Origin of the sequence: Colwellia sp. 20A7 (assembly GCF_009832865.1) — a bacterium.
Lineage (GTDB): Bacteria > Pseudomonadota > Gammaproteobacteria > Enterobacterales > Alteromonadaceae > Colwellia.
The window spans coordinates 1,556,516-1,573,285 of record NZ_CP047130.1 but is presented as its reverse complement, the minus strand read 5'-3'; the positions used below and the strand labels follow the sequence as shown (position 1 = coordinate 1,573,285).

Below are 16,770 nucleotides of genomic sequence, written 5' to 3'. Positions count from 1 at the left end.
TTTTATAAGTAACGCTCAATGATTTTTTGCTCTTCAACAAAACCCCAATAGCGCGATACCACAAAAAATATTTGACGTTTATAAGCATCGGGAAGGTAGGTAGCGCCAATGCCGTAAGTCGTTGCCAAAACCATCATTACCGCATACAAAGAGCCATACTCATAATCTTCTATACAATCGTCTAAGCTGTAATCCTCGACACCATTGGCAAGCAACGTATCGTAATAAACCTGCAACAACTCGGTTTCATGAGCTTTGCGCATTTCAGGATCTAGCGTGTTGGCAATAAGATAAAAGGTATCAAGACCGGGGCGACCCAACTGCAGTGTCTGCCAATCAATGGCGATTGACTCATTATCTTCTGTGTACATAACATTGGTCATACGATAGTCACAGTGCGTCAAGCAAAAACGTTTGCCCATGTCACCTAACCAGCGATCCACTACCGCCAAGAATCCATCACCGATTTGCTCAAAATTACTACGAACGCGGTCGTCGGCAGACGCCTTTAAAACCTCCCACCCTTTTGTTATTATAGGCTTAATAAGCTCCGAATAACCCGCTGAAGCACAGTCATTCATCCAATCGTAATCTTTTAACTTTTCATCATTCCATGTACCGGCATGAAGCAAAGCTAGTTCTACAGTCGATGCTTTTAATTTTTCTAGGCTACAATCTTTAGGTAAGCATATGGTAGCGGGATTCAAGTCTTCTAGGAGCAAGGTAAAGTCGGAAGTCTTGGCATCTATCTGTGCGTAGTAACACTCTGGAACGCGCATATTTAATGTCGGTGCAATGTACTTATAAAAGTTGACTTCCTTCAGGTAAGAGTCCATCTCCTGACCTGATTTTCGACTATCAGGATTGCTCGACGGTGCTTTTGCCACTAGTGAAGCTGGCTCGCTACCAGTGCCATTAGCATAATTAAGCTTTATAAGATATGAGTTTGCCATCATACCACCACTTATCGTCGATGTTTCTATACTCGATACAGTGATGTCCGCTCCTATAGTATCTGTCGATCTTAGGGCTTCGGTTAACCATTCAGCAGTAAGGTAACTATGTTCAGTATTCATGAATTATCCTTTATAAAATTACTTTACTGTATCATTGTAATACAATGAAACATAAAAAGCTAAATTTATTATTTTCAAGATAATTACAAGCTGACACACGAAGAAAAGTTACTTTAACAGAAGAATAATCAGGTTATTTGAATGAGATGTAAGCGTTATGAATGAAAAATAGAATACAAGAAAAACTATAAAAAAGTTAAGTATATACACTCAATTATTTTGAATACTTAAGGAAATATAAGCTGATTTATATAGAATAATCAGCTTATATCAATGGAAGTAAAAAATAGTGTATTCATCAATAAAATTGCATCAAACCGCTAATTATAACTATACACCCAACATGCATAATTTATTACCCAATGTGCAGTGAAATTAACTCTTTATTAACTCTCCCAAGCCATCTCTAATATTTCCATAATTTGGGAAACGTCTGTTATAGGCTCTAGATTATTTTTAACAAAAAAGCTACCTAATGCTGCAGCCGCTATGAGAGGAAGTTGTTCACGTTTAACCCCTGCTTTACTCAGGCTATCAGGCAAGCCCAGACGCAGAATTAAATTGCGTACCGCATCGGAAGCATTAATATCTTTGCAACCCAAGGCTTCAGCAATCCAAGTATCACGTTCTCCAGCTGCATTTGCATTGTAACGTAAAACAGACGGAAGTAAGACGCAAGAGCATAAACCATGTTGTACACCTGCTACTGCACCTACCTGATGGCCAATTCCATGACTTGCACCATAAGGAGTTCGCATTAAACCGATAGTGGCGGCCCAAACGGCAAAATGGCATTCTTGTATAAATTCTAAACTCATTTTTTCTTGATCGCCAGCCTGAAGGGAACGTCCAAACAATTTTAAAGCGTGTAATGCTGGGCCATCAGTAAAGGGGGTTGCTAACGGAGAAAGTACTGTTTCAACAGCATGATCTACTGCTCGCATAGCGGTAGCCACCCAAAGTTCATTCGGCGTTAACCGGCATAACTCCGCATCATAAATAATCACCTGTGAACACATCTGCGGGTGAGTATAGATATCTTTGACGTTTCGAGCAGTATCCACTGCACCGCCAATAGTCCCGAATTCAGCACCGGAGAGTGTAGTAGGTACTGCGATTTGCCGCACAAGATTATCCGGATTGACAGGCGAAACCTGTTGCCCTGCTTCGTTGATAGTAACGCGTAATGCCGCAATTTCCTCAACAGATTCCGCATTAACTGCAGCAGACAATGCTGCCACCTTGACTGTATCTATAACACTACCACCTCCAATAGACACAATGACATCGGGTTTAAGCCGTAGCAACTTTTGAGTTAATTGGAGCACATTGTCCAAAGGCGCATGAGGTGCGATATCGTCATATATATCTAGTAAACGCTCGCCTAAGCGTTCTTTTAATGGTGCTGTAACACCAAGCTTGCGGTGTAGTGTTTTCGAAGATACTACCAATACTCTCTTTGCATTGCTTTCAGTAATTTCGTCAAACACAGCATCGACAAAATTACGACCGTAGATGACGCGCTTCTGATCTAGAAAATTATATTGGCCAGATTTAATCATAATTATACTCCTGAAAATTCATTCTAATGTGCTACCCACGCTCTCTTAATAAATTACGGCGGATCTTGCCTGTAACTGTTTTAGGAAGTTCATCGGTATAGGCAATACTACGAGGATATTTATAAGGGGCTGTTGTTGCTTTGGTATAATCTTGTAGCTCTTTGGTCAATTCAGCAGATTCTGTAAAGCCACTTTTGAGTACTATCCAAGCTTTAACAAGCTCACCCCGGGTTTCATCGGGAATTCCAACAACTGCACATTCTTTAACACAGTCGTGACTTGCTAATGCATTTTCCACTTCCTGTGGACCAATACGATAACCCGAAGAATTGATAATATCGTCACCTCTGCCAGTAAAAAACACATAGCCGTCAGCGTCAATTGATACATTATCTCCAGTAGCAAACCAGTCTTTTCCGTTGATGCGAACCTGAGCATTCTCTGTTCTTACTGGATCTTCCCAGTAGCCCAGCATAACTTGTGGATTAGGTAAACCAATTAACAATTCACCTGCGGCTCCTGACATTATGCTTTCCCCCTCTGGCGTGAGTACCGCTATTTCTATACCAGGTAATGCGCATCCCATAGAACCTGCCTTGATTTTTCGACCAGGACGATTAGTAACCGTCATTAACGTTTCAGTCTGCCCATACCCGTCTAATACATCAGTGCTGGTTAGATCTCGCCAGCGTTTAAGAATTTCAGGGTTTACTGATTCACCTGCAGATACTGTTTGGCGTAAATTCGATAAATCATGCTCTGATGCATCTTCAAGCACCAATTGCCGAAGCTCTGTCGCGGCAGCACAAAAACAGGTGATTTTATATTTATCCAACAATGCAAAACGTTTTGATGGGTCAAAAGGTCCGTCGTAAAACAAAGCTGCGGCACCTCGACTCCAGGGACCGAAGAGGATGCTAGTGCCAGCTTTAGACCAACCTGTATCAGATGTACACCAAATGCGATCAGATGGTCCAAGATCTAGCCAATGCTCTGCTGAATTTTCCCAAGCCCACAGTGAACGAGAAGCGTGAGTAACCCCCTTGGGATTACCCGTTGAACCAGAAGTATAATAAAGAATGGCAGGGTCGTTAATCTTAACATTCGCTGATGCAAAGTTGTTTGCATAGTCCTCGGCCGTATCGAAACTAGTCCAGCCTTGGGGAGCACTTCCAACACAGATACGAGTGCTCAAGCAGGGAATATTATCAAACTTACTGCATTGATCACTGATAGTAATAATGCCAATAGCACCGGAATGATCAGCACGGTATGTTAGATCCTTTTCAGTTAGCATAGTAATACAAGGGATGGGAATAGCACCCATGCGAAGAACCGCCACCATAGCAATCTGCCATTCAGCTATACGCGGTAACATAACTATGACTCGGTCACCAACTGTCACACCATTTTTCACCAATAAATTTGCTACCTGACAACTTTTACGTGCTATATCAGCGTATGTTAAGCGAGTTTCGTCACCTGCCTCATTGACAGCTATCAGTGCCAGTCGCTGCGGATCTACTGCCCATTTATCAACTATATCTGCTGCAAAATTGAAATGCGTGGGAAGCTGCCACTCAAAAGGAGCATTGGCTTGATCTGATAATTTATCTGCGCTTTTACTCATGGTATTTAAAGACCCAATATTTTGTCGAATAACCAACATTGTATTATTGTAATACAAATAGTCAAGGGGTAGATGCAATATATTCTATACAGATTATACAAACGCTACTAAATTGAGTCACAATTTTCAGAGTAAAGTGGATACCAATAATACATTAGTAGACCTGTTCATATTTATGATTAATCAGACACTCAGAAATGATTGAATAGACATTCAAGGTTTTCGCTACGAGCTACTATGTAGCTCGCGGTTCACTTGAAAATCATTAGTAGATGAGCAGCGGGCTGATATTTAATGAAATCAGTGTTAACTACGGTCGCGACTAAATTTAGAAATATCCATCTCGACATTCACTTCTCGAATAGGTTCATCAAGTGAAATACCAGACATTTCACAACCACGAAGAAAATCGGTAATATGCTTAATCATCCATTCACGCGCAACGTCTGCATCACCTTGCTTTAAGGCATTAAAAATTTTAGTATGCGCTTCAAGAAGGCGTTTACCCGGCCCCAATTTTCCGACTACAGCACCGTAAGCAGGTAACAGAAAGTCGCTTACGGGAGCTCTTGCCAATAAAAGGGCATGATTACTAGTAGCCTCAGCAACAAGATCATGAAATTCTATATCAGCTTCCACAAGTTTCTTTGGATCATCAATAAAAGCCGCTGTTCGCTCAAGATTGTCCTCAATTTTTTTAAGTTGTTCGGCACTAATCCTCTTGGCCGCTAACTCGGCTGCAGCGGGTTCAAGCACTAGGTTAAGTTCACAAAGCTCTCGATAAGAGATACCATGTAGTACAATGGCTTGCTGCATAGCGGTAGAAGATATACTTGGACACGGTGCGGAAACCATCATTCTTCTTCGTGGCCCCCGTACTACTAGGCCTGAACTTTCCAGTTTGCGTAAAGCCTCACGTACTGTCGGCCGTGTTACCCCTAGTTGATCCGCAAGATCATGCTCGACAGGAAGCAGATCTCCAGGTACTAACGTCCCATCCATGATCTTCTCGCGCAATGCTTCTTCAGCCAATTGATAGGCTGTTGCACGTTTGAGCGAAGTAATCTTCTTATCATTTATCACTTAAACTTTCTCCTGAAATAGTCTTAGACCGGTTCTGGCCAGTGCTCATTAGCCCTGACAACCAAACATGCCTGTTAAGATTGTATTACAATATCTTACAGTTATTATGCAACTAACAAAAGATACTTCTCAATTGAACGGCTATATATTCTATCCGAAACATACTATTGCACAGACTTAGATAAAAAATCGGGTCGGAACTTGCTTTAAAAAACAGATGTAATTTTGTGATTTTTGGCTAGCTTGTAAGATAAATCGTTGGATCATATTTTTCATGTCTAATCGATAATACGAAGTCCATTAATCGCAAAATCTGCAATTTCAAGTGCACGTGTATGAATCGAATCGATCGTTTTGGGCACGGGCAGTTTTAATGCTTCAGCAAGCGGTTCAAGAGCTAACATCGCGCCTCCTCCATGAGCAACGAGAATAAAGAGAAAGCTCGGGTCTATCTTTTTCAGTCTTCTTTCATTAACACAGCGTTCAAAAATTGCTTCGATTGGCGGAAAGCTATGATTTAAAAAGTGCTCAGTGATATAGTCGAATCGTAATCCTCCCCTCGCCCCTTCGTAGTTCATTATTTTCAAGATACTCGGTATGCGCGCTATCGAAAGAAGCAATTCGACAAGCAATTTTCGAAGCCCCTCTACGGGATCATTTTCTATCAGTTGTCCATCAAGAGTACCAATAATTTGCGCTTCCATATCCCCAAAGCCATGAGCAATTGCGAGTTTCCACAACTCTTCCTTTGTGCCAAATTTGCTGTGAATAAGCGTATGACTAACGCCCATGTACTTTGACAGATCACGCACGGATACGCCTTCAAACCCTAATTCCGCAAATGTATCCAACGCAGTTCTTAAGTAGGACTCATCTGTGGGAACCGATGTATCTTCACCCTTAGGTCTGCCCCGTGATCTACCTTGTTTTATCTTTGCTGCTGATTTTTCGGTGATTTGCATTTTGCTCTCAATCTAATTTTTATATTTACAAGTGGTTATTATTAATTTAACCTCATGACACTATAAAATTTCCACTTGGTAATTTAATTGATTATTACATTATGTTCAGTAAAGGAGAAGCAAAATGAAAAACTATGACATTCTTATCGTTGGCTGTGGGCCGGCCGGAGCTACATTGGCTAATTTACTTCGTATAAGAGGATATTCGATCGCGATATTTGATCGAGATAAGGCGGTATTCCCGGTACCTCGTGCGATGATGCTAGATTCAGAAAGCTGCCGAGTTTTTCAGGAGCTGGGTATCGAGGAGCGTCTCGAGAAGAATGACGCACGCCACGCAACTCGACATTTAATTGTGGATTCTAATAGAGAACATCTGTTGACACTAGATTATAACCTTGTTGAAGGGCAATACGGCTACCCCCCAATGGGCATGATGATACATCAACCTGGATTAGAGCGCCTTCTTCGTGATGACTTCGAATTAGGCGAAGGAATCGATTCATTTTTAGGATACGAGGTTTCCGAGATCAACGGCGAAGGTGATGTAGCTAGGTTAAAAGCTCGCAATCTAGACACAGATGAGGTTTCCGACTTCACTGGCCAATATATAATCGGTGCAGACGGTGGGCAAAGTTTTTGCCGAAAGTATATTGACGCCAAGCGTATTGATATGAACTACAGCCGTAAATGGATCGTAATCGACATTACTGTTCATGATGATGCCTTATGGCGTTCGATCCTTCCCCAAGGGGAATATAGGTGCGGGCCAGACGCCGCTATTGTTTATGTGAAAGGTTTCCACAATCATCTACGCTTCGATTGTGAAGTTACCGAAGAGATTGCAAAAACATTCAACGAAAACGATGCAAGAAAACTGATTTCAGAATACATTGACATCAGCTCAATTGAGTTCCAGCGCATCGCTCCCTATAACTTCTACGCGGGGATGCCTTCAGCTTGGCGTAAAGGCCGTGTATTTGTCGCCGGTGATGCAGCACACCGCACCCCTCCATTCACTGGGCAGGGGTTAAATATGGGCGTCCGTGATGCCGCAAATCTAGCTTTCAAACTTGATTTGGTGTTTCGTGGCTTAGCCAACGACTCCTTCCTTAACACCTATGAAGAAGAACGTTGGGAAAACTGTAGGCAAGTAATTGAACAAGCTTCCAACGGCGGAGAGTTAATCAGTACAACGTCGAAATTAGATCAGTTTAAGCGCAGTTTTGCATTCTTCTTAGGGCGCTTATTCCCAAAAAGGTTGATGGAAAATGCGAGTAAGACCAGCCATCGATTTCCGTATATTGCAGGATTTATCGGTGATCATGCGTTATCAGGTCATCTAATGATCCAACCTCATATCATGACTAATGAAGGCAAGCGGGTTTTGTTGGACGAAGTCACTGGCAATGGGTTTACTCTTATCCAAACTCAGGCTAAGAGCAACGAAAAAATTACTGATGCAGCTTGGTTTACTAATGTGCTTGGAGGCAAGACTTTTATCATTGACGAGGATTTCAAAGACACTAATGGTAAATTGTTTGACTTTTTTGCTAAAAATGGCATTCAAAATGTGCTGGTGCGCCCAGATCGATATATATTTAGTGCCGGCGAAAGTGCTGCTGTATTAATTTCAAAATTAAGAGAGGATTTATCAACATACTCACCAGGTGAAGACCTTTAAAGAGTGCTTATAATTATGCAACTAACAAAAGATACTTCTCAATTGAACGGCTATGTATTCTCTACACAGCATTATCATTGCGCAGACTAAGACAAAAAACAAATCTAGAACTTGTCACAGCAACAACAACAAACTATTGTACTACTATAATACTTAAACGAGATATAGCCGATCTTATACATTATATATCGCAGAATTAAATATTGATGAATCAAGAGAAACTAAAAATCAATTGATAATAAACGGGAAATAAACCATGGATACAACTTTTTCAGCAGACGATTTAACTTTTCGTGATGAAGTGAAATCGTTTTTAAGTGATACGCTTACCGATAAATTTAGACAGCGATTAGCAAATAAAAAAAACTTCAAAGAGACACAAGTTGAATGGCAACGAGCGCTTAATAATAAAGGTTGGTTCGCGCCAGGTTGGCCTGAACAGTATGGTGGTGCCAATTGGACACCGACACAAAATTTTATTTATGAAAATGAACTATCTTTAGCAGATGCGCCAAGTATTGTTCCTTTCGGTGTTTCTATGGTCGCCACCGTTATTTATAACTTTGGCAGTGAAGAACAAAAAGCACGCTTTTTGCCACGTATATTAAAAAGTGAAGATTGGTGGTGTCAGGGTTACTCTGAGCCAGGTTCAGGTTCTGATTTAGCGTCATTGAAAACCAAGGCAGTTCTCGATGGTGACGATTATATTGTCAACGGTGCCAAAATATGGACGACCTACGCACAATATGCAGATTGGATTTTTTGCTTAGTGCGCACCGATTCATCTGGTCGTAAGCAAGAAGGTATCAGCTTCTTATTGATTGATATGAAAACACCTGGCGTAACCGTTAATCCTATTATTGGTATTGATAATCAATACACTTTAAACGAAGTTGAATTCAATAACGTGCGTGTGCCTAAAGCCAACTTAATTGGTGAACAAGACAAAGGTTGGACTTACGCCAAAGTTTTACTTAGTCATGAACGCACAGCTATTGCCGGTGTTGCTGAATCAAAACGAAATCTGGCCGATTTGAAAAAAATAATAGCAACTGAAATGTCTGGCGGTAAAGCCTTAATTGAAGATCCAAGTATTCGTAAAAACATTACCAATATTGAGATTGAATTAATGGCGCTTGAGTTCACCGAATTGCGTGTTGTTGCGTCTATAGCTTCGGGTAAAGGAGCAGGTGCTGAATCTTCATTATTGAAAATTAAAGGTACTGAGATCCAGCAGTCCTTGCAAAAACTGCGTATGGATTTATCAGGTACTTTTATGGGTGTACTTGCCCTAAACGAAGATACAAGTGGCCATCCTTTTGCTAACACAGCGCGAATTAATTACATGTACGGTCGTGCATCTACCATCTATGGCGGCTCTAATGAAGTGCAGAAAAATATTATTGCTAAATCTGTGTTGGGTCTTTAATTTTCGCTAATGACCGTAGACAAAACAATTGAATTGACTAAATTTAAAATATAGAAAGATTAAAGGTATTAAAAATGAATTTTTCATTTACTGAAGTACAAAGCATGTTACGTGACAGTATCACCAAATTTGTTCAAGACGAATACGCATTTAGCGTGCGTGAAAAATTAGCAAAAACCGATTTAGGTTTTAGTGTCGATAATTGGCAAACTTTTGCTGAATTGGGTTGGTTGTCGATTCCCTTTGCAGAAGAGCAAGGCGGCTTTGGTGGCAGCGTGGTTGATAGTATGGTGTTAATGGAAGAGTTCGGTAAAGGTTTAGTGTTAGAACCTTTTATTGCCACTGTATTATTATTTGGCGGTGCTTTAAATCATTGTGGTAACCGTGAATTAATGAACTCCTTGATTCCGTCTATTATCGACGGTTCACTTCAGGGCTCAGTAGCGTGCTTCGAAAGACAAAGTCGTTTTGATTTATCTGATGTTGCCACCAAAGCATCTAAAAATGCGGGGAGTTATATCCTGTCTGGTGAAAAAGTTATAGTTTATAACGGTGCAAGTGCAGATAAAATTATTGTTTCAGCGCGTACTAGCAGTGATCAATTTAATGACGATGGTATTACTTTATTCTTGGTGGATGCCAATGCTTCAGGCATTGAAAAAACAAGTTATAGAATGATGGATGGTCAAATGGTTGCTAACATTACTTTTGATAATGTAGCTATTGAAGCAGTTATTAGCACTGTGGGTGAAGGCTTAACTTTATTACAAAAAGTGGTTGATGAAACTATCGTTGCCGTAGGTGGCGAGACTATGGGTGTGATGGAAAAACTTCATAGTACAACTGTAGAGTATTCAAAAACACGTAAACAGTTCGGCGTTGCTATTGGCTCTTTTCAAGTATTACAGCACCGTATGGTTGATATGTTTATGGCATGCGAACAAACGCGTTCATTGTTGTATCGTGCTGCATGTTCTGTGACAGAAGGAAAAGACGATGCACCTCAAGATGTGCTGGCGTTAAAAACAATGATAGGACGTGCGGGTAAATTGGTTGGCGATCACGCTCTCCAAATTCATGGCGGTATTGGCATGACTGATGAATTAGATGTAGGTCATTATGTTAAGCGTTTAATGATGATTAATTCATTCTTTGGAGATGCTGATTATTCACAGCAAAAATTTTCTGAACTGTCATTATCTGGTCTGTCATGTGCTAGTTAATAACATTAAAAACGCACTAATCTAAATATTTTATTTAATTTTTTAAAATCATCATCAAAAATATATTGGTTATTTTTTGGTCAAAGGGGACTGAAGCATCGTTTGCTTAAGTTCGCATTGATATTCTTCGATTCTGAACTATCTGTTTGGAGCATTATTCTGTTTTGACATTGTTCTGTTTTGAGCATTATTCATTCCAATCCACTCAGTACTATTCCATTGAACGAATCATTGTATTACAATCATACAACTTAATTCACTCCAGAATAAAATTAGTTATGCATTTAAAAGAAATACAAAAGCTACATCAAGCTTAAGCTTAAGCTTACATGATAGACAATAGTTTAAGTATTTCTTTTAATTAATAAATTCATTGTGATGGTTTGTGCTTTTTAGTTATTAACAACTTACGAGGAAAAGACTAATGGAAAAGATATTTATAGCCGGTGGCACCGGCATGTTAGGAGCTTCTACAGCACGTGCATTCGCAGCTAAAGGGATACAAGTTATAGTTTCCAGCCGCAAAGATAGCGACGTTGTTGGTGATAAACTTGAATCAGAAAGTAGATTAATTAAGGTTGAACGTGTTGACCTTAATAATGCTAGCGATCTCAATACTCTTTTCACCAAACACAAATTCACCGGCCTTGTGATGTTGGCTCACACCCATCAATATGCACTTACCCGCGACAAAAATAATGAGATTTACCCAATCACTATCAATTGTTTAGAAATGGCGCGAAAACATGGAGTAAAACGTGTTGTGTTTGGCGGATCCCTGGCTGTTTATGGCGGACTAATACCACCCTTTTCAGAATCTGTTACTTTCCCCCCTGAAGTGCCAGCCGAATACGTAGGTATGCCAAAATTTGAAGTTGCCATGAAGCGAGCGCTTGAGATTATCGCGCTTGACTACGGCCAAGATTTTGAAATGGGGCTTTCCGTACCACCAGGCACAGAGAAACCTGAACCACATGAATTGGAAGTTGTTATTCTGCGAGCGCCCTCGATGTTTGGCCCTGGTTATCAGACCATGGGGAGCCCTATTGGTATTGCTGCACACGTAGTCGCTGGAAAAATACCACAGTTCAAGGGAAATTTAGGCTATAAGCATGTACCTATAGAGATGTTATGGGGATTATTTGCCGGTGCTCCGGTGAATTACGTTAAAGATAATGCACAATGTATTCAAATTGCAATGTGCGCTAAAGATTTAAAGCACAATATTTACAACATTAGCAGCGGATTCACTACAAGCCCGCGTGAGCAATTACAAGCAATTCTGAATGTTGCGCCAGAATGTGCTGAACAAATAGGTTTGACTCCTTCTGAGCTCCCAGAAGCACCAGTTGAGATGGATGCGGGTTTCAATAGTGATCTTTTCACAAAAGACTTTGGATGGAAGTCAAGCTACACACTTGAAACAGCATTTACAGATTATGTCAGCTGGCTAAAAGATAATAATCAGTATTAGAGATTGAGTACCAATTCAGTGTCATAAAACTTATCGCACTTGCCATCAATTAGCATTGATGGCAGTTTTGCTATTCAAAGGACTATCAAGCTGTTTTTATTTACTTTTATTACACCCAGCACAGAACACTTGGATATAATGTATTATTGTAATACAATTAACTTATAAGATATCCCTAACGACACGCCACAACTCATTGGAGACTAAACATGTTTGAATTTAGTGAAAAATCACAACAACTTCAGGAAAAGCTAACTGCTTTTATGGATGAGTATATTTATCCTAACGAAAAGTCGTACGCTGAGTACCTGAATAATACAGACAATCGTTGGGCCGCAATCCCTCTGATGGACGATCTCAAAATAAAAGCTAAGGAAGCGGGTCTATGGAACTTGTTTATTCCCCCTAGCCTATCTCAATTTTGCGAACACGACGGACTAAGTAATTTCGATTATGCGCCACTGGCAGAAATTATGGGACGCGTTATTTGGGCTCCTGAAGTATTTAACTGTAATGCACCCGATACAGGAAATATGGAAGTCTTCATGAAATATGCTAATGAAGAGCAGCAAAAGCAGTGGCTTACACCGCTTCTAGCGGGCGAATCTCGCTCTTCTTACTGCATGACAGAGCCTCAAAATGCGTGTTCTGACGCTACTAACGTTGAACTTAGCATCGAACGTGATGGTGATGAATGGGTATTGAATGGTCGAAAATGGTTTATTACCAATGCCATGTACGAACGCACAAATATTTTTATTGTTATGGGTAAATCCGATCCAACAAATGTTAATCGACATAAACAACAAACACAGGTTTTAGTTCCTAAGGAAACTCCAGGAGTAGACATCATACGCCCGTTGACTACCCTAGGTTACGATGACGCACCGTTGGGACATGCAGAAGTTCACTTTACTAATGTGCGCGTACCTATTGGCAATGTTCTACTTGGCGAAGGACGTGGCTTTGAAATAGCTCAAGGTCGCTTAGGACCAGGTCGTATACATCATTGTATGCGCTTAATAGGTGCTGCTCAACGCTCGCTTGAACTAGCATGTAAGCGTGCTGTAACCCGTACTACCTTTGGTCGACAACTAATGAAACATCAATCAATAAGAGAAGATATCTCTAAATGTTTCGCTGAAATAGAAATGGCGCGTTTATTAGTACTTAAAACGTGTGACAAGATGGATAAACTAGGTCCTCTAAATGCGTTAGATCTTATCGCTGCGAGTAAAACGACAGTACCGTTGCTAGTACAGAACCTTATCGATCGTTGTATGCAAATACATGGTGCCGGCGGTCTTACTGAAGATTTTTCTATGGCAGAAGCGTTCAATTATGCTCGTTGGTGTCGCCAAGCCGATGGCCCAGATCAAGTCCATCAAATGGCTTTAGGCAAGCAAATAATCCTACGTTATAGTGAAGAGCCTGAAAAATAAAACGATACCATCTTGAACGGGTAGGTTCTTTTCCTACTGTACAAAATAACATTTTACTATAATAAACAGTTTAATACATTGATGGAGAAATAAATGATTACCCCTCTCGATAAACTTAACTTTACCAATAAGCACGTGGTTATTTGTGGTGCTTCTGATGGTATCGGCTACGGTATTGCAACAATGTTCCTTTCTTTGGGGGCTAAAGTAAGCATTACCGGAACCAGAGCTGTCGACAATTATGATAATGATTTTAGTGGTATGGACTACTACCCACTTAATCTGCAAGACGAAGCAGCTATCACAACATTTGCCAGTAACTTTAAACAAGTCGATGTATTGGTTAATTGTGTAGGCTCAGTACTATGGAAAAAAGAAGAGTTTGAACGAGCAGGTTTCGAAAAAATTATAAACATCAACCTAACTGGCGCGATGCAGTTGTGCACAGAATTTTTTCCACTATTAGAAGCTAGTGGTGGAAATATTATTAACCTCGATTCCGTAGTCTCTATCCGCCCTGCTTTTAATAATCCGGCTTATAGCGCAAGCAAAGCCGGGTTAGTACAGTTAGGCAAAGCTTTAGCGATGAAATGGGGACGAAAAGGCATTCGGGTTAATAACGTGGCCCCCGGAATGGTAGCGACAAAATTAACCGTCAACCAGTCAAGTGCAGAACAGCAACAAGCATTCGGAAAAACTAATCCTATTCCCCGCTGGGCCACACCTGAAGATATAGCCGGCGCGGTTGTTTTCTTAGCCTCGCCATTAGCATCATACATCACTGGTCATCAGCTTGTTGTAGATGGTGGAATGACCCTTTAATAAATCCTGCACCGATACAGGTGAGGTGACAAGGAGTTGTTAAAACGATACTCGACTATGTACCGTTGTAGTATAAATAATTAATTTTAGTAAACCCTTGGAGAAATAAATGTCGACAAAAAAAATTATAATTATTGGTGGGGGCTACGCTGGATGTGAACTAGCTAAAGAATTACAAACGGTAGCAAACGTAACGCTAATAGATAACAAAGACTGTTTCGTACATACACCCGCTGCTATACGTGCACTTGTCGATAGTGAATTACTAGATCAGCTCATCATCCCCTACAATAATTTCATCCCGAAGGGACAAATTGTTAAGGGCTGGGTAGAACAAATTACTGAAAACGGGGTTGTATTAAGTGACGGCAGAGCATTAGAGTCAGATATCACCATAGTAGCCACAGGCTCTACTTATGCCACACCATTTAAACATAATCATGAAGGACTCGATACATTTAGAAAAAATAGTGAGCAAACAGCATCTGATATTCGTCAGGCAAAGGTTATCGCTATAGTAGGTGCTGGCCCCGTAGGTACTGAACTTGCTGGAGAAATTGCCTGCATCTACCCCGATAAAGAAATTCATCTAATTACCGATGAAGAATCTCTTTTTCCAATGTATATCCCAAAACTGGCTAAAAAACTATACGCTGATTTTGAATTACTAGGTGTCAATGTACATACAGGTAAACGAGTAGAAAATTTAGCTTCATTAACTGAACCCTACAAAGGCAACATTACGTTGCCATGTGGTACAACTATCGCTGCAGATTTAGTATTCCCTGTGATTGGTAGCCGACCACAAGCCAAATTGTTAGCTGCCATTGAAGATGTTAAATTTGCCTCAGACGGTCGTGCTACACAAGATGGATGGATGCGCCCAAGTAAGTCGAGTCCAAACCTCTTTGTGATAGGCGATGCACTATCTGCTGGCGACGCAATGACTATCGTTTCAGTATCGCGTCAGGTTCCGTGGTTGGCAAAAGCTCTAAAAGCCGTTTTAAAAGGTAAAACTATAGAATCTCAACAACCTTATAAGCCCTGGCCAGTAGCCCCTATTCTTATACCTTTAGGACCAAAACTTGGAGCTAGTTTGCTACCATTTGGGAAGGAAGGAATGGCGATGGGTCATTTTATAACGTCAAACTTAAAAGGCAAGGACCTGTTCATTAGTAGGTATCGAAAGTTTTTTAAACAAAATTTACAATAATCAAGGAACCAATAATATGAATACATCAAAGTCAGTGCCAATAAAGTAGAGATTCTATTTTGAACAATATATTTATTAATTTAGATGATTTAAGTTTTGAAGTAACAGTCAATGACAACTGCCACTATATTGTAACCTGGAAATCAGGTGTACAACTGCAAGTGATTCCCAGCACCAATGCTTTAGCACTATGTCAAACAGTTGGAAGTAACTTAGTTGGTGCAGGACGTGTTGAGATTACGATTGATATTCCGAATAGAATATATTTTCATATATTTGATGGTAATCGAAAAATTGCTGTGACCTCTGATAGATGTATTGCATTGAAAGGGGTAAGAAATTTTCGAGACTTAGGTGGTTACAAAGGTGAAGATGGCAAACCGGTTCGTTGGGGAAATCTGTATCGTTCAGGAGAGTTATCAAAACTGTGCACAGCAGACCACCAGCTTTGGCAATCTTTAAATATTGGTTTGGTCATAGATTTTCGCTCTACTCATGAACGAACAAGAAAGCCGACTAATATTCCATCTCAACAAAAAACCAACATATCTATATTAGAAATTGATGCAGGAAATACAACAAAAATTATCAATGATCTGAAAAATGGTATTACTCGCTCAAAATCAATACAAGATATGATGATTGACTTTAATCGACACTTTGTAATGGATCAAAGCGAAATATTCAAAGGTTTTTTCGAATTAATAGTAAACCAACGTGAAGGGGTATTATTTCATTGCTCTGCTGGTAAAGATCGCACAGGTTTTGCTGCGGCACTATTACTTTCTTCGCTTGGTGTATCTCATGATCAAATCATGCAAGATTACTTACTAACTAGTCATTATTTTATCGCTGAACAATTCTATAAAGCAGAGTTTTCAGAGCGTTTTGTTTTAAATGTACCCTTCGACGTCATAAAGCCATTATTAGAAGTAAAAAGTGCTTATTTAAACAGTGCGTTTGATACTATCAATAAAGAGTATAAGTCTGTAGATAATTATTTAACTAAGGCTTTAGGCGTTACCTCCGCTATGCGCAAGACTTTGCAATCGCTTTACTTGCAAGACTAATTAAATAAATTAGTCTTGCAAGTGTTAAAACAAAGTAATCACTCTAGAATATCACACTAAAACACCTGTTCATTGAACCGGTGTTTTAGGTTACTTTGCT

The 16,770-nt window shown here is 40.1% G+C and carries 13 protein-coding genes; 8 read left to right on the top strand and 5 right to left on the bottom strand.

Annotated elements, in window-relative coordinates:
* Positions 1–2: 2 nt before the first annotated feature.
* The 5 genes from GQS55_RS06770 to GQS55_RS06750 form a co-directional block, all read right to left on the bottom strand.
* Positions 3–1,076, bottom strand: a complete 1,074-nt coding sequence (locus GQS55_RS06770) for an oxidoreductase family protein (protein WP_159819135.1) — start codon at positions 1,074–1,076, stop codon at positions 3–5.
* A gap of 386 nt (positions 1,077–1,462) precedes the next feature.
* On the bottom strand, positions 1,463–2,638 hold the full coding sequence (locus GQS55_RS06765) for an iron-containing alcohol dehydrogenase (protein WP_159819133.1): 1,176 nt from the start codon (positions 2,636–2,638) through the stop codon (positions 1,463–1,465).
* A 31-nt stretch (positions 2,639–2,669) separates the two neighbouring features.
* Complete coding sequence (locus GQS55_RS06760) at positions 2,670–4,268, bottom strand: acyl-CoA synthetase (RefSeq protein WP_159819131.1); 1,599 nt, start codon at positions 4,266–4,268, stop codon at positions 2,670–2,672.
* 306 nt (positions 4,269–4,574) lie between these two features.
* Entirely contained in the window at positions 4,575–5,351 is a 777-nt protein-coding gene (locus tag GQS55_RS06755; RefSeq protein WP_159819129.1) for a FadR/GntR family transcriptional regulator, read from the bottom strand.
* 278 nt (positions 5,352–5,629) lie between these two features.
* Positions 5,630–6,313 (bottom strand): TetR/AcrR family transcriptional regulator, encoded by a 684-nt coding sequence (locus GQS55_RS06750; protein ID WP_159819127.1) that lies wholly within the window; start codon positions 6,311–6,313, stop codon positions 5,630–5,632.
* A gap of 124 nt (positions 6,314–6,437) precedes the next feature.
* On the opposite strand from GQS55_RS06750, the gene GQS55_RS06745 reads away from it, so the two are divergent.
* The 8 genes from GQS55_RS06745 (at position 6,438) to GQS55_RS06710 (ending at position 16,670) form a co-directional block, all read left to right on the top strand.
* Positions 6,438–7,997 (top strand): FAD-dependent monooxygenase, encoded by a 1,560-nt coding sequence (locus GQS55_RS06745; RefSeq protein WP_159819125.1) that lies wholly within the window; start codon positions 6,438–6,440, stop codon positions 7,995–7,997.
* Positions 7,998–8,253: 256 nt separating this feature from the next.
* Entirely contained in the window at positions 8,254–9,426 is a 1,173-nt protein-coding gene (locus tag GQS55_RS06740) for an acyl-CoA dehydrogenase family protein (protein WP_159819123.1), read from the top strand.
* 74 nt (positions 9,427–9,500) lie between these two features.
* Positions 9,501–10,649: an acyl-CoA dehydrogenase family protein gene (locus GQS55_RS06735; RefSeq protein WP_159819121.1), complete on the top strand. Its 1,149-nt coding sequence runs from the start codon at positions 9,501–9,503 to the stop codon at positions 10,647–10,649.
* Between the two features lie 424 nt (positions 10,650–11,073).
* On the top strand, positions 11,074–12,123 hold the full coding sequence (locus GQS55_RS06730) for an NAD-dependent epimerase/dehydratase family protein (RefSeq protein ID WP_159819119.1): 1,050 nt from the start codon (positions 11,074–11,076) through the stop codon (positions 12,121–12,123).
* Between the two features lie 209 nt (positions 12,124–12,332).
* The gene (locus GQS55_RS06725) at positions 12,333–13,565 is read left to right on the top strand and encodes an acyl-CoA dehydrogenase family protein (RefSeq protein WP_159819117.1); all 1,233 of its coding nucleotides are present in this window, start codon (positions 12,333–12,335) and stop codon (positions 13,563–13,565) included.
* Between the two features lie 93 nt (positions 13,566–13,658).
* The gene (locus GQS55_RS06720) at positions 13,659–14,387 is read left to right on the top strand and encodes an SDR family NAD(P)-dependent oxidoreductase (protein WP_201294577.1); all 729 of its coding nucleotides are present in this window, start codon (positions 13,659–13,661) and stop codon (positions 14,385–14,387) included.
* A gap of 109 nt (positions 14,388–14,496) precedes the next feature.
* Positions 14,497–15,600 (top strand): FAD-dependent oxidoreductase, encoded by a 1,104-nt coding sequence (locus GQS55_RS06715; protein WP_159819115.1) that lies wholly within the window; start codon positions 14,497–14,499, stop codon positions 15,598–15,600.
* A 59-nt stretch (positions 15,601–15,659) separates the two neighbouring features.
* Positions 15,660–16,670, top strand: coding sequence for a tyrosine-protein phosphatase (locus tag GQS55_RS06710; RefSeq protein WP_159819113.1), 1,011 nt, complete (start codon positions 15,660–15,662; stop codon positions 16,668–16,670).
* Positions 16,671–16,770: the final 100 nt, after the last annotated feature.

Bases quoted from the DNA above. Each gene is read 5' to 3' on its own strand.
- GQS55_RS06745 (WP_159819125.1), top strand. From the start codon at position 6,438: ATGAAAAACTATGACATTCTTATCGTTGGCTGTGGGCCGGCCGGAGCT.
- GQS55_RS06725 (WP_159819117.1), top strand. From the start codon at position 12,333: ATGTTTGAATTTAGTGAAAAATCACAACAACTTCAGGAAAAGCTAACT.
- GQS55_RS06760 (WP_159819131.1), bottom strand. From the start codon at position 4,268: ATGAGTAAAAGCGCAGATAAATTATCAGATCAAGCCAATGCTCCTTTT.
- GQS55_RS06740 (WP_159819123.1), top strand. From the start codon at position 8,254: ATGGATACAACTTTTTCAGCAGACGATTTAACTTTTCGTGATGAAGTG.
- GQS55_RS06765 (WP_159819133.1), bottom strand. From the start codon at position 2,638: ATGATTAAATCTGGCCAATATAATTTTCTAGATCAGAAGCGCGTCATC.
- GQS55_RS06750 (WP_159819127.1), bottom strand. From the start codon at position 6,313: ATGCAAATCACCGAAAAATCAGCAGCAAAGATAAAACAAGGTAGATCA.
- GQS55_RS06715 (WP_159819115.1), top strand. From the start codon at position 14,497: ATGTCGACAAAAAAAATTATAATTATTGGTGGGGGCTACGCTGGATGT.
- GQS55_RS06720 (WP_201294577.1), top strand. From the start codon at position 13,659: ATGATTACCCCTCTCGATAAACTTAACTTTACCAATAAGCACGTGGTT.
- GQS55_RS06735 (WP_159819121.1), top strand. From the start codon at position 9,501: ATGAATTTTTCATTTACTGAAGTACAAAGCATGTTACGTGACAGTATC.
- GQS55_RS06770 (WP_159819135.1), bottom strand. From the start codon at position 1,076: ATGAATACTGAACATAGTTACCTTACTGCTGAATGGTTAACCGAAGCC.
- GQS55_RS06730 (WP_159819119.1), top strand. From the start codon at position 11,074: ATGGAAAAGATATTTATAGCCGGTGGCACCGGCATGTTAGGAGCTTCT.